The organism is Kribbella sp. CA-247076 (assembly GCF_050942445.1).
GTDB lineage: Bacteria > Actinomycetota > Actinomycetes > Propionibacteriales > Kribbellaceae > Kribbella.
This window is the reverse complement of record NZ_CP192051.1, coordinates 652229-670729: the sequence shown is the minus strand read 5'-3', so window position 1 is coordinate 670729 and position 18501 is coordinate 652229. Positions and strand designations below refer to the sequence as shown.

Sequence of the window (18501 nt, the reverse complement as noted above, 5' to 3'; positions counted from 1 at the left end):
GCCGAAACCTATGCCAAACACTGGGTCGCCGGAAAGCCCGGTCAGGCGTCCTTGGCCAGGTTCTGGAGCAGCAGGGCCTCGGCCAGGCAGACCTTGCGGAACTCGGCCAGGTGCAGACCCTCGTCGATCCCGTGCGCGCGGGTGTCCGGATCCTCCACGCCGGTGACCAGGATCGAGGCCTGCGGGAAGGTCTGCTGGAACTCCGCGATGAACGGGATCGAGCCACCCATGCCCATGTCGATCGGGTCCACACCCCACGCGGTCCGGAACGCCGACCGGGCGGCCTCGTACCCGGCGCCGCGCGCGTTCACGCTGCACGGCTGACCGGTCTGGCCCTCGGTCACGGTGACCTGCGCACCCCACGGGATGTTGGCCTCCAGGTGGTCCTTCAACGCCGCGCTCGCCTTGATCGCGTCGTCGCCCGGCGCGACCCGCAGGCTCACCTTCGCCCGCGCGACCGGGACCAGCGTGTTGCTGGCCTCCGCCACCGACGGCGCGTCGATCCCGAGGACGGCGATCGACGGGCGGGTCCACAGCCGGTCGACGAGCGAACCCGAGCCGGTCAGCCGGACCGAGTCCAGTACGCCGGACTCGGCCCGCAGCCGGTGCTCCGGGTACTCGACGTCGGCGGCCCGGGACGCGTGCAGCCCGTCCACCGCGACGTCGCCCTTGTCGTCGTGCAGGGTGGCGAGCAGCCGGCACAGGGTCGACAGCGCGTCCGGGATCGGGCCGCCGAACAGCCCGGAGTGGACCGCGTGGCTGAGCGTGCGGACCTCGACGTACGCCTCCACCAGGCCGCGCAGCGACACCGTCAGCGCCGGCCGGCCGATGTCCCAGTTGCCGGAGTCCGCGATCACGATCGCGTCGGCGGCGAGCTCCTCGGAGTACTCGTCCAGCAGTTGCAGCAGGGTCGGCGAGCCAATCTCCTCCTCGCCCTCGACGAACACGGTCACGCCCACCGGCAGATCGTTGCCGAAGGCCCGTACGGCGGCCAGGTGGGCGGCGATGCCGGCCTTGTCGTCGGCCGCACCCCGGCCGTACAGCCGGTCGCCGCGCTCGGTCGGCTCGAACGGGTCCGAGGTCCACTGCTCGACCGCGCCGGTCGGCTGGACGTCGTGGTGCGCGTACAGCAGCACGGTCGGCTTGCCCGCGGGCGCGGCCTTCTTGGCGATCACCGCCGGCGCACCCTCGCCGGCGCGGACGATCTTCACCGTGAATCCCTCGGCCTCGAACAGCGCCGCGGTCGCTTCGGCGGAACGCTGGACGTCGGCCGCGCGGGCCGGTTCGTAGCTGACCGACGGGATCCGGATGAGGTCCTCGAGGTCGGCACGGACGCTGGGCAGAACGCGGTCGATCGCCGCGGACAGATCGGTCATGCGCCTACCGTACGGCGTTCGTTCGCGCGGCCGACGGCCGGAATCCCCTCGCGCGTTACTCATTGACGATCTACTCTGGAATTCTCGTAGGTTTCCGCCCAACCTCCAGAGGATCCCATCATGGCCAGACGCCCCCTTGCCATCGTGACCGCCTTCGTCACCACCGCTGCCGCCTTGACTGCCGCGCTGCCCGCCGGTGCCGCGATCAGTTGCGACACGTCCACCAGCGGCGGCTCGACCTTCTACGACGGACCGTCCGCGTCCTACAAGTACGACGCCCGCTTCAGCAACAGCGCGAGCATCCCCAACCTCAGCACGCACACCCCGCAGGGCGCCGGCACCTGGTACAACTGGGACGGCTCCGGCAAGAACCTGCTGCTGGTCACGTCGTACCGCAGCGGCGCCGACTCGCAGATCTACGGCATCGACCCGTCGACCGGCGCCACCGTCGGCGTGGTCGCGATCGCCGAGTCACATGTCGGCGGCATCACCGTCAGCAAGGGCTGGGCGTTCGTGTCCGGGCAGGGCAGCAGCATCCGGAAGTACCGGTTGACGGCCTTGCGGGACGCGCTGAAGGCCGCGGGTACGCCGTACCTGACGCAGGTCGGGACCGCGCGGGACGTGGCCGCGTCGTCGTTCATCGGGAGCTACGGGGACTCGTTGTTCTCGGGGTCGTTCAATTCCGAGGGTCGCGGGACCATGTACGAGTACAAGATCGCCGACGACGGGACATTGACCACGGTCGCCGGCGCGTGGGAGGTCCCGACCAAGACCCAGGGCCTGATGGTGACCGCGAACCACTTCATCTACAGCACGTCGTACGGGCGGGGAAACCGGAGCAACCTGTACGTCGTCAAGCGCGGCCAGAAGGACCTGGACGCCGCGCGGCTCAGCTGCTTCCGCGCGCCGAGCATGACCGAAGGCATCACCGAGTACAACGGCACCGCCTACCTGGTCTACGAGTCCGCCTCCCACCTCTACGGCTCGGACCCCGCCACCCTCAACGTCATCCCCCGCCTCCACAAAGCCCCCATCACCAGCCTGACGTCCCTGGTGCCTTAACCGCCTGGTGGGAGGTACGACGCCGAGTCCAGCACGGTCTGTCGCCGGCCGGCGTTGTCCTCCCGCACCTGAACCTGAAGCAGCTTGCCGCCGGGGTACTGCACGAACCGCTCGTAGACAGAGTTGGCCTCGTTGCACGTGTATCGGAACAGAACCGCCTGACGTCCACCGATGTCCTGGTTCTCCCCCGGAACTGCCGTGCAGCCAGGTGGAGGTGTGGTGGTCCTCGGCAGACTCGTGCCGTCGATGACGCCCACGTACACGCCATCGACATCCGTGGATTTGCTCCAGTTCGCCGTGTCGGTGCTCACCAGCAACGCAGGTCCCTCGGAACGCTCGGCCTTCTGTGACCAGTCGCGTGGCACCTCGACAGACAGGTTCTGGTACTCAACCGTCGTTGGTCGTGTCTGGACCAGCTCGTAGCCGCCGTAGGCGCCTGCTGCGGCGAGGATGATCGCGGCGACGGCGGCGATGACGCGGGAGCGGCCGCGGCCGGCGGGTGTGGCGACGGTGGGCTGGTTGGAGCTGGCCAGGGCCGTGGCCTGGTCGACGTCAGCCGGTGGGGCCGCGGGGGTCGGCATCTCGGCGGCCGGCACCAGGGCCGGTGGGATCTCGCCGGTGGTGTGGGCGTCGCGGAGCGCGTTGAGGAAGCTGTCCAAGTCCGGCCAGCGCTTGTCGCGGTCCGGCTCGAGGGCTCGGCGTACGACGACGTCGATCGCGTCCGGGATGTCGTCGCGGATCGTGGTCATCGACGGCGGCGGTGAGTCGATCTGCATGACCGCGCCGAGGCTGGCCACGCCGTGCGGTGCCTGGCCGGTGAAGGCGGCGTACGCGACCGCGCCGAGCGAGTAGAGGTCGGCGCGGTGGTCGAGGCGTTCACCGCGGACCTGCTCGGGGGCGACGTACGACGGGGTGCCGCCGGGCATCGTGATCCGGGAGACCTCGGCGAGGGACTTGCCCAGGCCGAGGTCGGACAGCATCGCGCGGTCGCCGGCCGGGTCGGTGCGGAACAGCACGTTGGCCGGCTTCACGTCGCGGTGCAGGACGCCGCGGCTGTGCAGGTGCTTCAGGCCGCGGCCGACCTGGGTGATGATGCGGACCGCCTCGGCGATCTCCAGCGAGCCGGCCTTGATCCGGTCCGCGAGCGTGCCGCCGTCGGCGTACGTGAGCACCATGAACGGCCGGCCGTCGTCGGCCTCGCCGATGTCGTGTACGCCGACGACGTACAGCGAGTCGACCTTGCGGAGGAAGCGGCCCTCGGCCAGGAAGCGGCGCCGGACGTCCTCGTCCTCGACCCAGTTGTCGGACAGGATCTTGACGGCGACCTCGGCGTCCAGCTGCTCGTCGCGCGCGAGCCAGACGGTCGCGAAACCCCCGGCACCCACCCGGCGGACCAGGGAGTACCGGCCGATCCGCGGTGGCTGGTCCATGGCGCAATTATGCTCGATCCGCCGTGCGACTCGTTCGCCGGAGCAAGAGGTACGGCGTTTCGGGGCGAACAAACCGGGTCTCCGCGGCGTCCACAACGGGGATGAACGAGGTACGCGTGGCGAGCAGCAGACGGCCGTTGGCGGCGGTGGTGGCCGCGGTTGCGGTCGCGGCTGTCGTGGGCGGCGGACTGCTCGGCGCCGCGCGGACCCCACGCAATCAGGCCGGCGCGGCAGCCGCTCCGCTGGCGGCATCGGTGTCGGCGGCCCCGCTCGGTCTCAAGGTCCCGGTCGATGCGACCAAACTCACGCCCGGGCGCGAGCCACAGGTCACCTACCTGCGCGGCCGCACGGTGACGGGTGGAGTGAGCAATCCGGTCACAGTCCCCGGTACGGCGGCGATCGAGGCCGCTGCCCGTCTCTGGGACACCACGCTGACAGTCCAGGTCACGAGCGGCACGAGCAGTTCGCTGGTCATCCAGGACCACTCCGGCAAGGTGGTCCAGCGGATCACTGGTGTCGACTCGCTCGCGACGAGTGCCGACGGCAAGTACGCCGCCTACGCGTCCGGTGGGCGGTTCTCGTCCGGTGAGCCCGGCGGCACGGTGTACTTCCAGGAGCCCGGGACGAAGCCGGCCGCCGTACTGGCCCGGCCCGAGGCCTTCGACGTGCGGGTGATCGCTGTCGTCGACCGGACGGTGTACTTCAGCAGCGGGCGGAGTGACGGCACCTCGTGGAGCCTGTACACGTGGGATGTCGACCAGAACGTCGTACGGACGACCGCATCCGTGGCATCGCCGGTGTCGGTGGCTGCCCGCGGCGGTCTGGCGGCCGGCATCCCGGTGTTCACCGACAGCGGGCTGTGCAGCGCGGTCACGGACATCGCTAGCGGCCGGCAGCGGTGGCGCACGTGCCAGTACCGCTTGGACCGCTTCAGTCCGACCAGTGCCTTCGTCATCGGCCTGCCGCCCCACGGCGGTTCGCCGTACGGCGAGCCTCGGACAGCGGCCCTGGACACCAAGGCCGGCAAGCTCCTGCGCGAGTGGACCGGCCCGTCGCTGCGTGGAGCCGTTGCCGAGGACGACGACCACCTCTTGCTGCTGTGGCACGACCGGCCCGAGCCGACGTCCCGCTCGGCCGTCGTGCGCTGCGCGGTCAGCACCGGCCGGTGCGAACTGGCCACACCTCTGTCCTCCGAGCCCCTACTGCTCGGATCGTGAGTAAGGAGCCGCTGATGCGGAACAACAACAGGCGCCTGGTCATCCTGGTCGCATCAGTCGCAGTAGCCGCCGTCGCCATCGGCGCCGCCATCGCCTACCGCCAAGGCCCCCAGAACGCCTCCGCCGACGCCGCCCCACTGACCGGCTCCCCGTCCCCCACACCCAGCCCGAGCCAAACTCCGAAGCCCTCGACGACCCCGACCCCGTCCACGCCGACCCCGACCGCGAAACCGACCACCACCCCGCCGAAGCCACCATCCGGCCCGGTCAAGTCGGAAGTGAAGCTGGACCAGCTCAAGGCCGGACGCCTGCCACAGGTTGCCTACCTGACCGGACGGACGGTCCGCGGTGGTGCCGGCCAGGAGGTCAAGATCCCAGGCACCCAGGACATTCAGCGGGTTGCCCGGATGGGGCAGTCGGTCCTGGCCGTCGTGGGCGGGAACGACAACACCACCGAGATGCTGACCATCGGCTCGGACGGCGCCATTCTCCGGCGGACGCCGAACGTCACCGGGATCGTCACCACCGAGGACGGGATGGCCGCCGCCTACAACACCACCCTGGTGTCCGACCTCGGCGAGCAGTCGCCCGGCACCACCATCTACGCCGAGCAGGAGCGGATCCAGAAGGTCACCGTCCCGGACGTCTGGAACACCACGCTGATCGGCTACAGCAACGGGAAAGTCTATTTCCAGGCGTCGGCCAAGGAGGCCGCCAGCACCTGGACGCTGTACTCATGGACCCCCGGTGCTTCCAAGGTGACCGCGATCAAGACGGTGCCGAAACCGACCGCGGTGTCCGCTGACGGGACGGTCGCGGCGTCGCTGACCACACTGACCGACTACAACAGCTGCACCAGCGTGCTCGCGGTCGCGAGCGGCAAGCGGCTGTGGCGTACGTGCGACTACCAGGTCGACGGCTTCACCCCCGACGGCACCACCGCGATCGCCGGACCCTTCTACCGGGACGGGTACGCCGACGGGATCGCGGCCGCGCTCGACGCGAAGGCCGGTACTCTGCTCCACGAATGGTCCGGGGTGTTCCGGCAGACCGTCGCCGAGGACGACCAGCACCTGCTGATCCTCGCGGACACCGGTGAGGAGTCACCGGCCTCCATCATCCGGTGCACGATCACCACCGGTGCCTGCGAGCTGGCAACGCCGCTTGCCAAGGGCACTCTCCTTCTCGGGTCCTGACGGGAGCTGCTCTGCGGATGGGACCGAAGGACAGGCATCTGGTCATCCTCGTCGTGGTGGTGGCCGTGGTCGCCGTCACCGTTGGTGGTGCGCTCGCCTACCGTCAGGGGCCGCGGGTGAGTTCGAGTGCCGAGGCCGCGCCGCTGAGCGGCAGTCCGTCGCCGAAGGTGTCACCTACCGCGGCAGCGAGCCCGGCGGCGCCGTCGCCTTCGCCGACACCGCTGCCGCCGTCAGCACCGCCGACCCCACCGACATCGCCGACTGCGCCGTCGAGGACCCCCTCCGCGCCGAGCGCTCCGACGGTGGTCGATCTCGAGCTGGGCACGCTGCCGAAGGGACGCGGCCCGCAACTGAGCTACCGCCTCGATCGTGCGGTCCTCGGTGGCGGCCGGGACCTGAAGGTTCCGGGCAGCAACACCATCCTGGACGTCGCGGGCCTGGGCGACGGCGTGCTGGCGACCACGTTGACCGCGGACGGGTCCGGCGAGCTCCTCAAGCTCAACTCGGCAGGAGCGGTCGTCCGCCGTACTCCGAGGATCTACACGCTCGTCTCCGCCTCGGACCAGGCGGCCGCGGCGTACGCGTCCGACGCGCCGTTGGTCGACGGGCAGATGACGTACGGCGCGACGCTCTACTCCGAGCGGGGTGGATCGGTGCAATCGGTGGAACTGCCGGACGTCCGGAGCATCAAGGTGATGGCGTACGCGAACGGTCAGGTCTACTACAGCGCCTCGGTCAAGGGCTCGGAGAAAGTGGCGAAGCTCTACTCCTGGAGACCGGGGAGCAGCAGCCGGCTGGTGAAGACGGTCCCGGCGCCGCTGGCGATCTCGCCGGACGGCAAGCTGGCGTCCTCGTTGCCGGCCACCGGCAGCGACGCCGGCTGCTCGACCGTCCGCGGCGTCACCACCGGCGACCGGCTGTTCCAGAGCTGCGAGCAGACCATCGGTGGGTTCACCCCCGACGGATCCGTAGCGATCGGCACACCGGCCAACACCGACGGGAACTGTGCCATCTCCGTGGCCGCGCTCAACGTGCGCAGCGGTGCGGTGATCCGGCAGTGGCGCGGATGCTTCTACCGGGTCGTCGCCGAGGACAACGATAATCTGCTGATGGTCGCGCTCGTGTCCGGAGGCGGTCAGGCGCCGTTCAGCAAGAGCGTGCTGGTGCGCTGCGCGATCAGCACCGGCGCTTGTGAGCGGGCGACCGAGATCACGGCGGCCAAGGAGGTCGACTTCGCCCGCTGATCTGCTGGCGGCAGACAAGCCGCGTGGTGCCGCAGGTTTCGGCGCAGACTGGTGAGATGACGACAGTTGCCGTGCTCGCGGATGTTCATGGGGTGTTGCCTGCGCTGGAGGCGGTGCTGGCGGAGCGGGACGTCCGGGCGGCGGACGTGATCGTGCTGGCCGGGGACATCGCCAGTGGACCGTTGCCGGTGGAGACGCTGGATCTGCTGATGTCGCTCGGGGATCGGGTGGTCTGGGTTCGGGGGAACGCGGATCGGGAGCTCGTGGCGATGGCTCGGGGGACCTTCGAGGGTGAGGCTCCGGATGGGGTCAGTCCGTGGGCGGCCGAGCAGTTGCGGGCGGATCAGGTGGAGTTGCTGGCGGGGCTGCCGACCACCCACATGCTGGACGACGTGCTGTTCTGTCACGCGACTCCTCGCGACGACGAGGAGATGGTGCTGGTCGACAGTCCGATCCCGCGGTGGGCCCAGGTGTTCAGCGGGCTGCCGGACGAGATCCGGACCGTGGTCTGCGGGCACACGCACATGCCGTTCGCGCGGCAGGTCGATCGGAGACTCGTGGTCAACGCGGGCAGCGTCGGGATGCCGTACGGCGCTCCCGGCCCCAGCTGGGCCCTGTTGACTCCGGACGGCGTGCAACTGCGTCGGTCGGCCCTCGACAGTCGGCAGGCCGCCGACCGGATCGTCGCCGAGTCGTCGTACCCGGGCCGGGAGGCGTGGGTCGCGGAGTACCTGCTGTCCAACTACTCCGACACCGAGGCCTTGGAGGCGTTCAGGCCCCGCGCGGAGGGCTGACCGGTTACCGTCGTCACGTGTTCGCACGACGGCGGAAGCATTTCGGGACTCTGGCCGACAAGGCAACGTACGCGACCCTGCATACGGCCTCGCTGGCCACTCCTCACCTGCGCGAGGGCCTGACCCCGGCCGCGGCCGGCAAAGCGAGCCGCCACCTCCGGGACCTCCTCGGTACGGCGGCCATCGCCATCTGCGACTCGTCCGGCGTACTGGCCTGGGACGGCGTCGGCGGACCCTACGAGAGCAACCACCGCCGCGACGCCAAGGCTCTGGCCGCGCCCACCCTGCGCACCGGGCGTACGGCGGTGCTCGGCGCACACGACGTGGCCTGTGGCGACCCGCAGTGCCCGATCCGTACGGCGGTGGTCGCGCCGATCGTCACCGAGGAGCGAGTGGTCGCCGTACTGGTGGCGTACAGCATCAAGTCGTCGGCCGCACTGGTCCGAGCGACCGAGGAGGTCGCCCGCTGGGTGTCCGGCCAGGTGGAGCTGGCCGAGCTCAACAAGGAGCGCACCCGGGCGATGGAGGCCGAGCTGCGGGCACTGCGGGCGCAGATCAGCCCGCACTTCATCTACAACGCGCTGGCCGCGATCGCCTCGTTCGTGCGGACCGATCCGGAGCGGGCGCGGGAGCTCGTGCTGGAGTTCGCCGACTTCTCCCGGTACGCGCTGCGGCGCGGCGGTGAGTTCACCACGCTCGCCGACGAGCTGCGCAACGTCGAGCGGTACCTGGTGCTGGAGCAGGCCCGGTTCGGGGACCGGTTGAAGGTGTCGCTGCTGATCGCGCCCGAGGTGCTGCCGGTGGTGATCCCGTTCCTGGTCGTCCAGCCGCTGGTGGAGAACGCCGTACGCCACGGCCTGGAGGGTACGACGGGCGTCGGCCGGATCACCATCCGTGCCACCGACCGGATCAACGACGCCGAGATCAGCGTGGAGGACGACGGCGCCGGCAGCGACCCCGAGGTGATCCGGGCCGCGCTGGCGGGCGAGTCCGGCAGCGACTCGGTCGGCCTCGGGAACGTGGACGCCCGCCTGCGGCAGGTGTACGGCGACGCCTACGGCCTGGTCGTCGAGACCGCCGTGGACGCGGGCACCAAGGTGACCTTTCGAGTTCCCAAATACTCCTCAGGAGTGCATGCCTCGCCCTAGGGTGTGGGCATGGCCGACACTCCACTGCGCGCGCTGGTCGCGGACGACGAGGAGCCGGCGCTGGCCGAGCTGGTGTACCTGCTGTCGCGGGACAGCCGGATCGGCGAGATCAGGACCGCGTCGAACGGGCCCGACGCCCTCAAGATCCTGCAGGCCGCCGACCTGGACGTGGTGTTCTGCGACATCAAGATGCCCGGCCTGACCGGGATCGACCTGGCCCAGGTGCTGTCCAAGTTCCGCCAGCCGCGGCCGCAGATCGTCTTCGTCACCGCGTACGACGAGCACGCGGTGGCGGCGTTCGAGCTCGAAGCGACCGACTACGTGATGAAGCCGGTCCGGGCCGAGCGCCTGGCCGAGGCGGTCCGCCGGGTGGTCACGGCCGGCGCCCCGGCCGCGCTGCAGAGCGCGGACGAGACCGACGACGAGGTGATCTCGGTCGAGCTGGCGGGTGTCACCCGCTTCGTCCAGCGGTCGACGGTCCGCTACGTCGAGGCGCAGGGCGACTACGCCCGCCTGCACACCGGGCAGAACTCGCACCTCGTCCGCATCCCGCTGAGCACGCTCGAGGAGCGGTGGCGCGACGCGGGGTTCACCCGGATCCACCGCAGTACGCTCGTCGCCCTCGCGCACGTGGACGAGATGCGCGTCGACGGCGGCCGGTGCGCGGTCCGGGTCGGCGGCGACTGGCTGCCGGTCAGCCGCCGGCACACCCGCGAACTCCGCGACCTGCTGGTCCGCTCGACGTCGCTGCGGAGTTGACATGAGTACGCCGGAGGGACCGCGCCGGGTCCGGGTCACGAGTCCGCGGACGAGCGCCGCCCGCCGTCCGATCACCCCGACCGGCACCCGCGAGATCGACGAGCAGACCCGCCTCGGCGAGGTCTACATGCACTCGCTGATCCAGTCCCAGCTCCGGCTCGCGCTCGCCGTCATCGCCGGTGCGGCCGTCGTCCTCGGCGGGATCCCACTGCTGTTCGTCCTGGTCCCGGCCACGCGCACTCTGGACGTCTTCGGCGTACCGCTCCCCTGGGTGATCCTCGGCGTCGCCGTCTACCCGGTGGTGTACGTCGCCGCCCGGATCTACGTCCGCCACGCCGAACGGATCGAGTCCGAGTTCACCGAGTTCGTCGGACGGCAGTAGATGTCACCGGCAACCAGTCTGACCGCGATCGTGCTGGTGATCCTGGCGACGATCGGCATCGGGCTGTTCGGGTTGCGGATCTCGCGGACCACGAGCGACTTCTACGTCGCCAGCCGGGTGGTGACGCCGCGGTGGAACGCGTCCGCGATCAGCGGCGAGTACCTGTCGGCGGCGTCGTTCCTCGGGGTGGCCGGCCTGGTGCTGGTGAACGGCGCGGACATGCTCTGGTTCTCGGTCGGCTACACGGTCGGCTACCTGATGCTGCTCGTCCTGGTCGCCGCCCCGCTGCGCCGGTCGGGTGCGTACACGCTGCCCGACTTCGCCGAGACCCGCTTCGAGTCGGCCTTCGTCCGGCGGATCTGCGCCGGCCTCGTCGTCGGCATCGGCACGCTGTACCTGCTCCCGCAACTGCACGGCGCCGGGCTGACCCTCCAGACCGTCACCGGGGCGCCGCCGGACGTCGGGGCCGCGGTCGTCGCGGTGATCGTGGTGATCAACGTCGCCGCGGGTGGCATGCGGTCGATCACGTTCGTCCAGGCGTTCCAGTACTGGCTGAAGCTGACCGCGCTGGCGTTGCCGATCTTCGTCATCCTGATCGCGTGGCGATCCGTCGAGCATCCGGTCGGCGTACTCGAGGCGTTGCAGGGCGCGGGTGCGGAATGGGCCGAGCCGCTGTCCACCGCGGGCGGTCGGGACCATCCGCTGTACGCGACGTATTCGTTGCTCCTGGCCCTTTGTTTCGGGACGATGGGCCTGCCGCACGTGCTGGTCCGGTTCTACACGAATCCGGACGGCCGGGCGGCACGTCGTACGACCGTCGTCGTACTGGCGCTGCTGGGGATCTTCTACCTCTTCCCACCGATGTACGCCGTCCTCGGGCGGACGTTCGCACCGGACCTGGTCGGGAGTGGGGCGGACACCGTCGTCCTCGAGCTGCCGGGACGGATCTTCCCCGGGACCGCAGGGGATCTGCTCGGTGCGCTGGTCGCGGCCGGGGCGTTCGCGGCGTTCCTGTCGACGTCGTCCGGGCTGACCGTCGCGATCGCCGGCGTGATCGACCAGGACCTGCTGCGGAGCCGGTTGCACCGGTGGACCGGCGGTGACTACGTCGCCGTAAACAGCTTTCGGATCGCGGCGCTGCTGTCGATGTGCGTGCCGTATCTCGCGTTCCTGCTGACCGGTGCGTTGAGTCTCGCGGACACTGTCGGGCTCGCGTTCGCGGTGGCGGCATCGACGTTCTGTCCCCTGCTGGTGCTGGGGATCTGGTGGCGGCGGATGTCCACGACCGGCGCCGCGGCCGGGCTGATCGTCGGCGGGGTCGCGGCGAGTGCGGCCGCGCTGGTCAACGTCGTCGGCGGCCCGGACAGCGGCTGGCCGCAGGCACTGGTCGGTCAACCGGCCGCCTGGACGATGCCGCTCGCGTTCGTCACCGTGATCGTGGTGTCCAAGCTGACCCCGGACAAGATCCCGGCCGGCACCGCCCGCAGCATGGTCCGCCTGCACACCCCCGAGGCCGTCGACGTGGACCGCGGCTTCACCTCCCTCGCCGTTCATTCGTCGCGTTTTGACCCTCACGCGATCGGGCCTGCGCGGTCGATCTCGGACGAAGGGTCAAAGCGCGACGAATGAACGGAGGGTGGTGACCGCTCGTCGTGAGGATTCGACCGCTCGTCGCAGTGCGGTGATCCACCGAACGACTGGTGTGGTCCGCTGAGCGCTCGATGCGCGCGGGTGCTGTCGGCCGTGCCGTGATCCGGACCACAGTACGACCAGCAGCAGCCCCTGCCGGCCCATCCGCCCGGCCTGATCCATGTCTGGAGGTCCCGCGATGAGCGACACGACGCGATCCGCGGGCGATCCGGAGCTGACGACGTACCGAGACGTCCAGGTGTCACCGGACTTCTCCGAGTTGCGTCGCCGGTTCCGGCGCTTCGTGTTCCCGATGACCGGCCTGTTCCTGGTCTGGTACTTCGTCTACGTCCTGCTCGCCGCCTACGCACCCGGCTTCATGTCCACGCGGGTCGGCGGCAACATCAACGTCGCGCTGCTGTTCGGGCTCGGACAGTTCGTGTCGACCTTCGCCATCACGATGGCCTACGTCCGCTGGGCCGACAAGCGGATCGACCCGGACGCCGAGCGGCTCCGCCACCAGATCGAGGGAGCCGACCAGTGAGCGCACCCCTGTTGTTGCCACTGGCAACCGACATCGGCAACCCGACGGTCAACATCGCGATCTTCGCGCTGTTCGTGATCGCCACCCTGGCGATCGTCATCAAGGCCTCCCGGAACAACCGGACCGCGGCCGACTTCTACGCCGGCGGCCGGTCCTTCACCGGCCCGCAGAACGGCGTCGCGATCGCCGGCGACTACCTGTCCGCCGCGTCCTTCCTCGGCATCGCGGGAGCGATCGCCCTGAACGGGTACGACGGCTTCCTCTACTCGATCGGCTTCCTGGTGGCCTGGCTCGTCGCCCTGCTACTGGTCGCCGAACTGCTCCGGAACACCGGCCGGTTCACGATGGCCGACGTACTGTCGTTCCGGCTCAAGCAGCGGCCCGTCCGGATGGCGGCCGCGATCTCGACCCTCGGCGTCTGCTTCTTCTACCTGCTGGCGCAGATGGCCGGCGCCGGGGGTCTGGTCGCGCTGCTGCTGGGCATCGACGGCCGGGCCGGGCAGAGCCTGGTGATCGCCGTGGTCGGCATCATCATGATCACGTACGTGCTGGTCGGCGGGATGAAGGGCACCACCTGGGTGCAGATCATCAAGGCCGTCCTGCTCGTGCTCGGCGCCGGCCTGATGACGTTGTGGGTGCTGGCGAAGTACACCTTCAACCTGTCCAGCCTGCTCGGTGCGGCGGTCGACCGCAGCCCAACGGCTGGTGAGAACCTGCTCAACCCGGGCCTGCAGTACGGCGCGACCGGGATCAGCAAGCTGGACTTCATCTCGCTGGCGCTCGCGCTCGTGCTCGGCACCGCCGGTCTGCCGCACGTGCTGATGCGCTTCTACACCGTGCCGAACTCCAAGGAAGCCCGCCGCAGCGTCAGCTGGGCGATCTGGATCATCGGCATCTTCTACCTGTTCACCCTGGTCCTCGGGTACGGCGCCGCCGCGCTCGTCGGCCCGGACGCGATCAGGGCCGCTCCCGGCCGGGCGAACTCGGCCGCGCCACTGCTGGCGTTCGAGCTCGGCGGCGAACTGCTGCTCGGCGTCATCTCCGCGGTCGCCTTCGCCACCATCCTGGCGGTCGTGGCCGGCCTGACGATCACCGCGAGTACGTCGTTCGCGCACGACGTCTACGGCCAGGTCATCAAGAAGGGCGAGGTCAACGCCGACGGCGAGGTCCGGGTCGCCCGGATCACCGCGCTGGTGATCGGCGCGGTCGCGATCGTCGGCGGCATCTTCGCCAACGGCCAGAACATCGCCTTCCTGGTGGCGCTCGCGTTCGCGGTCGCGGCCAGCGCGAACCTGCCGACGATCCTGTACTCGCTGTTCTGGCGGCGGTTCAACACCCGCGGCGCGCTCTGGAGCATCTACGGCGGTCTGGGCTCGGCGATCATCCTGATCGCGTTCAGCCCGGTCGTCTCCGGCAAGGTCGATGCCAAGACCGGCGCCAGCCTGTCGATGATCACCGACACCGGCATCGACTTCCACTGGTTCCCGCTGGACAACCCCGGCATCGTCTCGATCCCGCTGGCCTTCTTCCTCGGCTGGCTCGGGACCGTCACCAGCAAGGAACAGACCGACGTCGACAAGTACGCCGAGATGGAGGTCCGCTCCCTGACCGGCGCGGGCGCCGAGAAGGCGGTCCAGCACTGACCGCCGCCGAAGACCTGTCAGGCAGGCCCTGCTGACCACCCGCGAACCTGCCTGACAGCCCCACCCCACCCCAGACGGACCCGGCCCCCTGCCCGGGTCCGTCTCCTTTTGGCGCCTCTTGCGCTGTCCGTCTTCGGCTTGCGGTGTGTCGCGATCTGTGGGGTGTGCGTCGTCGACGCCACGCCGACAACTTGCCTAGCGTCGAGTCATGACGAACTCAGCGGTGATCTTCGCGAACCCTTCCGGAGTGATCGACTACTGGAGCTCCGGGATGACCGACCTGTTCGGATTCGAGGCGGACGAGGCCGTCGGTGCGACGCTGGACCTGATCGTGCCGCCCGACTACCGGGAGCGCCACTGGATCGGCTTCGACGCCGCCATGAAGTCCACGGACGGCGTCGTCGACCACGGCTCCTTCAACGTCCCGGCCCTCCACAAGACCGGTAGAACGGTCCGCCTGGAGGTCCACCTCAACGTCATCCACGACACCCGAGGCCAAGTCCTGGGAGCCCTCTCCGCCTTCTCCCCCGACCAAGGCCCCTCCGACTCGATCGAGCCCCTCTAACCCGCCCCCGGCAACGCAGGTGCTGCGTGCAGTGCCGCCGCCCACCCACGGTCCGCGCGTCCGCGGCAACCAGCCGCCCAGTGACGACCACACGCACCCGCCAGTCACCGGCCCTACAACCACGTCACGGTCGACCACGCACCATCGCGCGGGGCAAGCACAGGCACTCAACGCACGCGTGCCACGACGACCACCCCGCAGTCGACCACGCGCGGCAGCGCGTCAATTCAGCGCGGCAGCGCGCGCAGTCGGGCGGGGGGCGGCACGTAGCACGGCGACGCAGGAGCCGCGCGCAGCACAGCGCGGGGGCAACCACACGCACACCACGCACGCGTGCCACGACGACCACCCCGCAGTCGACCACGCGCGGCAGCGCGTCAATCGAGCGCGACAGCGCGCGCAGCTGGGCGGGTGGGAGCGGCGCGCAGCACGGCGACGCAGGAGCCGCGCGCAGCACAGCGCGGGGGCAACCACACGCACACCACGCACGCGTGCCACGACGACCACCCCGCAGTCGACCACGCGCGGCAGCGCGTCAATCAAGCGCGACAGCGCGCACAGCCGGGCGGGTGGGAGCGGCGCGCAGCACGGCGACGCAGGAGCCGCGCGCAGCACCGCGCGGGGGCAACCACACGCACACCACGCACGCGTGCCACGACGACCACCCCGCAGTCGACCACGCGCGGCAGCGCGTCAATCAAGCGCGACAGCGCGCACAGCCGGGCGGGTGGGAGCGGCGCGCAGCACGGCGACGCAGGAGCCGCGCGCAGCACCGCGCGGGGGTAACCACACGCACACCAGCACGCGTGCCACGACGACCACCCCGCAGTCGACCACGCGCGGCAGCGCGTCAATCAAGCGCGACAGCGCGCGCAGTCGGGCGGGTGGGAGCGGCGCGCAGCACGGCGACGCAGGAGCCGCGCGCAGCACCGCGCGGGATTACTCGCGCGGCACCGCGCGGGATTACTCGCGCGGCACCGCGCGGGAGAACGTCAGCCGAGTTTTAGTTTGGGCCAGAGGGTGTAGAAGGCGTCTCGGGAGCGGGTGCCTCGCTGTTCTTCGGCGGCGTGGAGGCGGCCGAAGGTGAAGGCGTTGCCGCCGTCGAGGTGGACCTGGACGGCGAGTTGGCGGAGGAGGTCGCGGGAGACGACGGAGTCCTGGTGCTCGCCGAGGACCTCCTGGACGTTCTCGGCCCGGTCGGCCAGGTCGGAGGCTTCGTCACCGAGCACCGGTACGGCGGACTCGGCGGCGTACCGGAGTCGCTTGGCGGCCTTGCGGACCTCGTGCAGCTCGTGGTCCTGCTCGGCCGACGTCTCGGCGTCCTGCGAGCGGCGGACCGCCTTCCGCATCCGCTTCCAGTCGTGGTCGAGGAGGTCGCCGATCTGCTTCTTCGCCTTCTTGTCGTCCCCGGTCAGCGGCGGTTTGGCGATCAGCTCGTCGAGCGCGTCCAGGAGCCGGAAGTACCGCTCGCTTTCCAGCGCGGCCAGCGCACCCGTCCGGCCCTCCTTGTAGACACCCCGCAGGTGGTCGTCGATCCGCCCCGCGACCCGGCCCATGACCAGCTCGGCCGGCTGTTCGGCGACCTCGGCGGCGAAGTGTTCCCGTTGTACTTCGGCGTCGCGGGCGACCCCGAGCTCGCCGGCCAGCCACTTCAGCTCGTCGCGGATCCGGTCGCCCGCCTCGCGGTCCACCACCGGCCGGTACGTCGCCAGCGCCGACCGCAGCCGCCTCGTCGCCACCCGGAACTTGTGGATCGAGTCCGGCACGTCCCGCCGTACCTCCGGGTCCCGCTCGCGGATCGCCTGCACCTGCGCACCGGCGTACGCGCGGAACAGGTCCGAGGTCACCGGCTTCGACGGCAACTCCCACTCGTCCGCCGTCGGCACCCGATCGCCCAGCGCCCGCGCCAGCTTGCTCGGCCCGGACGCCGGTGACGCGCCGGCGGAACGCAGCACGTCCTCGGCGGCCTCGAGCAGCTTGCGGTCGCCGCCGACGAGCTCGAGCTCCCACTCGCGCCAGCTGTCCGGCTCGGCGCCCGGGACGACGGCGGTCACGCGATCGTCGGCGAGCTCCGCGAGCACCGCGCCGTCCGCGTCGAGCAGCCGGTGGACGACGCGCTTGGTGTTCAACGTCACCACCGGGACGAGCTCGTGGTCGCGAACGTGCACGCGGACCGTGCGCACGACCGCGACCGGAACGCTGCGGTTCGACCGGCCGAGCGGATGCCTGACCTCGAGCCGCTCACCGGACGACACCGGGAACTTCACATGCCACCCGTCGTCCTCGCCGCCGGTCCGTCTGCGCAGGATCACCTTGTTGGCAGCGAGCGTCATCGACTCGGTGTCGTAGTACACCGCGTCCAGGTCGAGCTCCACCGGTTGCGCGACACTCGCGACCCCTGGCAGGTCGTGCAGCGCCGGCAGGCTCGCGGCCTCGTCGACGTCGTACTTGGTCTCGATCTCGAGCTGCTCGGAAGGCGACATGCCCTCCTGTTTACCAGGTGTTCATGAACTGGTCAGCGCAATGCCCGCAGATCGGCAGCAAGCCGTTCCACATCTCGGTCGGGTACGCCGTTGCGCGCGATGCCCGGCGTGGACGGCCAGACCTGGCGGTCGTGATTCCACTGCAGAGCCCAGGCGATCAGGACGAGAAACAGCAACAGGATCAGCATTTTCGGCCTACCGAGGTGAAGAAGGTGTAGTGGAAGGTGCCGCCCTGCGCCGCGGTCTTCTCGAGGTCGCGGATGCCGGTCTGCCACTCGGCGGGGGTCCGCAGGTCGGCGGCGATCGCGCGTTCGCGGACCGACTCGACCATCGCGATAAAGGTCTTGCGGGTGAAGCCGTCGACCAGGTGCGGCAGGGTCTCGTCGGCGTACACGGTGCAGGGCCACGCGCGGACGTCGCCGTACCCGGCGTCCTTGAGCAGCGGTTGGAGCCGGCGGCCGATCAACGCGTCGCCGCCGGACCCGGCCTGTAGGTCGACGAGGCAGTCGATGACCGCTTGCGCCGCCGTACTCCGCGGGTGGAAGAACGCCGACTCGTGGTCGCCCTCGATCACCGTGATCGTGCCGCCGGGTCGGATGAGGCGCTGCAGCTTGGTCAGCGCCTCCTCGGGTTTGGGTAGGTGCTCGAGGACGAAGCAGAGGAAGACGTGGTCGAAGGATTCGTCGGGGAAGGGGAGGTCGAGCAGGTCCGCATGGCGCCAGTCGACGCGGGCGTCCGCCGCGAGCGTGCTCACCCGGGCCTTCGCCTGGGCTAGCGACTCCTCGGAGATGTCGACGGAGACGAGGTCGATGCCGGGGCTGCGGGTCACCAGTTGGACGGTCTGCGCGCCGACGCCACAACCCGCTTCGAGCACGCGACTGCCGGCCGGGTAGGTGATGCCGGCGTGCAGGAGGTCGGCGAGGGTCTGCGCCTGGTCGGTCAGGCGGCGGGTTTCGGCCGGCGTGTAGCCGTGTACGTAGTCAGTTCCCATATCTCCACGCTGACGGCATTATGGACCGGTGAACAGGT

Annotated in this window: 18 protein-coding genes; 12 read left to right on the top strand and 6 right to left on the bottom strand. The window is 70.2% G+C overall.

Translation table 11 applies throughout. The annotated features are described in order from the left end of the window. Positions 1-41 precede the first annotated feature (41 nt). Entirely contained in the window at positions 42-1376 is a 1335-nt protein-coding gene (locus ACQPYZ_RS03235) for a dipeptidase (protein WP_433165035.1), read from the bottom strand. Between the two features lie 120 nt (positions 1377-1496). Here ACQPYZ_RS03235 and ACQPYZ_RS03230 point away from each other — a divergent pair, with 120 nt between their 5' ends. Beyond that, positions 1497-2438, top strand: coding sequence for a hypothetical protein (locus ACQPYZ_RS03230; RefSeq protein ID WP_433165033.1), 942 nt, complete (start codon positions 1497-1499; stop codon positions 2436-2438). On the opposite strand, the gene ACQPYZ_RS03225 is transcribed toward ACQPYZ_RS03230, so the two are convergent. Beyond that, positions 2435-3868, bottom strand: a complete 1434-nt coding sequence (locus tag ACQPYZ_RS03225) for a serine/threonine-protein kinase (RefSeq protein WP_433165031.1) — start codon at positions 3866-3868, stop codon at positions 2435-2437. The genes ACQPYZ_RS03230 and ACQPYZ_RS03225 overlap by 4 nt on opposite strands. A gap of 116 nt (positions 3869-3984) precedes the next feature. On the opposite strand from ACQPYZ_RS03225, the gene ACQPYZ_RS03220 reads away from it, so the two are divergent. Together ACQPYZ_RS03220 and ACQPYZ_RS03215 are read left to right on the top strand one after the other, a co-directional pair. Next, positions 3985-5085, top strand: a complete 1101-nt coding sequence (locus tag ACQPYZ_RS03220) for a hypothetical protein (RefSeq protein ID WP_433165029.1) — start codon at positions 3985-3987, stop codon at positions 5083-5085. Positions 5086-5099: 14 nt separating this feature from the next. Next, a complete protein-coding gene (locus ACQPYZ_RS03215) occupies positions 5100-6281 on the top strand; it encodes a hypothetical protein (RefSeq protein ID WP_433165027.1) in 1182 nt (393 codons plus the stop codon). A 103-nt stretch (positions 6282-6384) separates the two neighbouring features. Here ACQPYZ_RS03215 and ACQPYZ_RS03210 read toward each other — a convergent pair whose 3' ends face one another. Further along, positions 6385-6606, bottom strand: coding sequence for a hypothetical protein (locus ACQPYZ_RS03210; protein ID WP_433165025.1), 222 nt, complete (start codon positions 6604-6606; stop codon positions 6385-6387). Here ACQPYZ_RS03210 and ACQPYZ_RS03205 point away from each other — a divergent pair. From ACQPYZ_RS03205 to ACQPYZ_RS03165, 9 genes are all read left to right on the top strand, one after another. Further along, positions 6584-7525, top strand: coding sequence for a hypothetical protein (locus tag ACQPYZ_RS03205; protein WP_433165023.1), 942 nt, complete (start codon positions 6584-6586; stop codon positions 7523-7525). The two genes, ACQPYZ_RS03210 and ACQPYZ_RS03205, sit on opposite strands and share 23 nt — an antisense overlap. Positions 7526-7581: 56 nt before the next feature. After that, a complete protein-coding gene (locus tag ACQPYZ_RS03200; RefSeq protein ID WP_433165021.1) occupies positions 7582-8319 on the top strand; it encodes a metallophosphoesterase family protein in 738 nt (245 codons plus the stop codon). A 17-nt stretch (positions 8320-8336) separates the two neighbouring features. Beyond that, a complete protein-coding gene (locus ACQPYZ_RS03195; RefSeq protein ID WP_433165020.1) occupies positions 8337-9467 on the top strand; it encodes a histidine kinase in 1131 nt (376 codons plus the stop codon). A gap of 9 nt (positions 9468-9476) precedes the next feature. Beyond that, positions 9477-10226 carry a LytR/AlgR family response regulator transcription factor gene (locus tag ACQPYZ_RS03190; protein ID WP_433165018.1) on the top strand — a complete coding sequence of 250 codons (750 nt, stop codon included), beginning with the start codon at positions 9477-9479 and terminating at the stop codon, positions 10224-10226. 1 nt (position 10227) lies between these two features. Continuing rightward, positions 10228-10608 (top strand): hypothetical protein, encoded by a 381-nt coding sequence (locus ACQPYZ_RS03185; RefSeq protein WP_433165016.1) that lies wholly within the window; start codon positions 10228-10230, stop codon positions 10606-10608. After that, entirely contained in the window at positions 10609-12237 is a 1629-nt protein-coding gene (locus ACQPYZ_RS03180; protein ID WP_433165014.1) for a cation acetate symporter, read from the top strand. 199 nt (positions 12238-12436) lie between these two features. Next, positions 12437-12781 carry a DUF485 domain-containing protein gene (locus tag ACQPYZ_RS03175; RefSeq protein ID WP_433165013.1) on the top strand — a complete coding sequence of 115 codons (345 nt, stop codon included), beginning with the start codon at positions 12437-12439 and terminating at the stop codon, positions 12779-12781. Then, positions 12778-14424, top strand: coding sequence for a solute symporter family protein (locus tag ACQPYZ_RS03170; RefSeq protein WP_433165011.1), 1647 nt, complete (start codon positions 12778-12780; stop codon positions 14422-14424). Before ACQPYZ_RS03175 ends, ACQPYZ_RS03170 begins: the two co-directional genes overlap by 4 nt. A 208-nt stretch (positions 14425-14632) precedes the next feature. Continuing rightward, the gene (locus ACQPYZ_RS03165) at positions 14633-14989 is read left to right on the top strand and encodes a PAS domain S-box protein (protein WP_433165009.1); all 357 of its coding nucleotides are present in this window, start codon (positions 14633-14635) and stop codon (positions 14987-14989) included. A gap of 992 nt (positions 14990-15981) precedes the next feature. Here the strand turns inward: ACQPYZ_RS03165 and ACQPYZ_RS03160 are convergent. The 3 genes from ACQPYZ_RS03160 to ACQPYZ_RS03150 are packed head-to-tail and all read right to left on the bottom strand — an operon-like array spanning position 15982 to position 18463. Beyond that, a complete protein-coding gene (locus tag ACQPYZ_RS03160) occupies positions 15982-17472 on the bottom strand; it encodes a CHAD domain-containing protein (protein ID WP_433165007.1) in 1491 nt (496 codons plus the stop codon). Between the two features lie 32 nt (positions 17473-17504). After that, the gene (locus tag ACQPYZ_RS03155; protein ID WP_433165005.1) at positions 17505-17660 is read right to left on the bottom strand and encodes a hypothetical protein; all 156 of its coding nucleotides are present in this window, start codon (positions 17658-17660) and stop codon (positions 17505-17507) included. Beyond that, the gene (locus tag ACQPYZ_RS03150) at positions 17654-18463 is read right to left on the bottom strand and encodes a methyltransferase domain-containing protein (RefSeq protein ID WP_433165003.1); all 810 of its coding nucleotides are present in this window, start codon (positions 18461-18463) and stop codon (positions 17654-17656) included. The genes ACQPYZ_RS03155 and ACQPYZ_RS03150 overlap by 7 nt, the downstream gene beginning before the upstream one ends. Positions 18464-18501 lie beyond the last annotated feature (38 nt).

What these genes read in the sequence shown, in the direction of transcription:
- ACQPYZ_RS03235 (WP_433165035.1), bottom strand. Translation starts at nt 1,376, where the DNA reads ATGACCGATCTGTCCGCGGCGATCGACCGCGTTCTGCCCAGCGTCCGT.
- ACQPYZ_RS03230 (WP_433165033.1), top strand. Translation starts at nt 1,497, where the DNA reads ATGGCCAGACGCCCCCTTGCCATCGTGACCGCCTTCGTCACCACCGCT.
- ACQPYZ_RS03225 (WP_433165031.1), bottom strand. Translation starts at nt 3,868, where the DNA reads ATGGACCAGCCACCGCGGATCGGCCGGTACTCCCTGGTCCGCCGGGTG.
- ACQPYZ_RS03215 (WP_433165027.1), top strand. Translation starts at nt 5,100, where the DNA reads ATGCGGAACAACAACAGGCGCCTGGTCATCCTGGTCGCATCAGTCGCA.
- ACQPYZ_RS03200 (WP_433165021.1), top strand. Translation starts at nt 7,582, where the DNA reads ATGACGACAGTTGCCGTGCTCGCGGATGTTCATGGGGTGTTGCCTGCG.
- ACQPYZ_RS03190 (WP_433165018.1), top strand. Translation starts at nt 9,477, where the DNA reads ATGGCCGACACTCCACTGCGCGCGCTGGTCGCGGACGACGAGGAGCCG.
- ACQPYZ_RS03185 (WP_433165016.1), top strand. Translation starts at nt 10,228, where the DNA reads ATGAGTACGCCGGAGGGACCGCGCCGGGTCCGGGTCACGAGTCCGCGG.
- ACQPYZ_RS03180 (WP_433165014.1), top strand. Translation starts at nt 10,609, where the DNA reads ATGTCACCGGCAACCAGTCTGACCGCGATCGTGCTGGTGATCCTGGCG.
- ACQPYZ_RS03175 (WP_433165013.1), top strand. Translation starts at nt 12,437, where the DNA reads ATGAGCGACACGACGCGATCCGCGGGCGATCCGGAGCTGACGACGTAC.
- ACQPYZ_RS03165 (WP_433165009.1), top strand. Translation starts at nt 14,633, where the DNA reads ATGACGAACTCAGCGGTGATCTTCGCGAACCCTTCCGGAGTGATCGAC.
- ACQPYZ_RS03160 (WP_433165007.1), bottom strand. Translation starts at nt 17,472, where the DNA reads ATGTCGCCTTCCGAGCAGCTCGAGATCGAGACCAAGTACGACGTCGAC.
- ACQPYZ_RS03155 (WP_433165005.1), bottom strand. Translation starts at nt 17,660, where the DNA reads ATGCTGATCCTGTTGCTGTTTCTCGTCCTGATCGCCTGGGCTCTGCAG.
- ACQPYZ_RS03150 (WP_433165003.1), bottom strand. Translation starts at nt 18,463, where the DNA reads ATGGGAACTGACTACGTACACGGCTACACGCCGGCCGAAACCCGCCGC.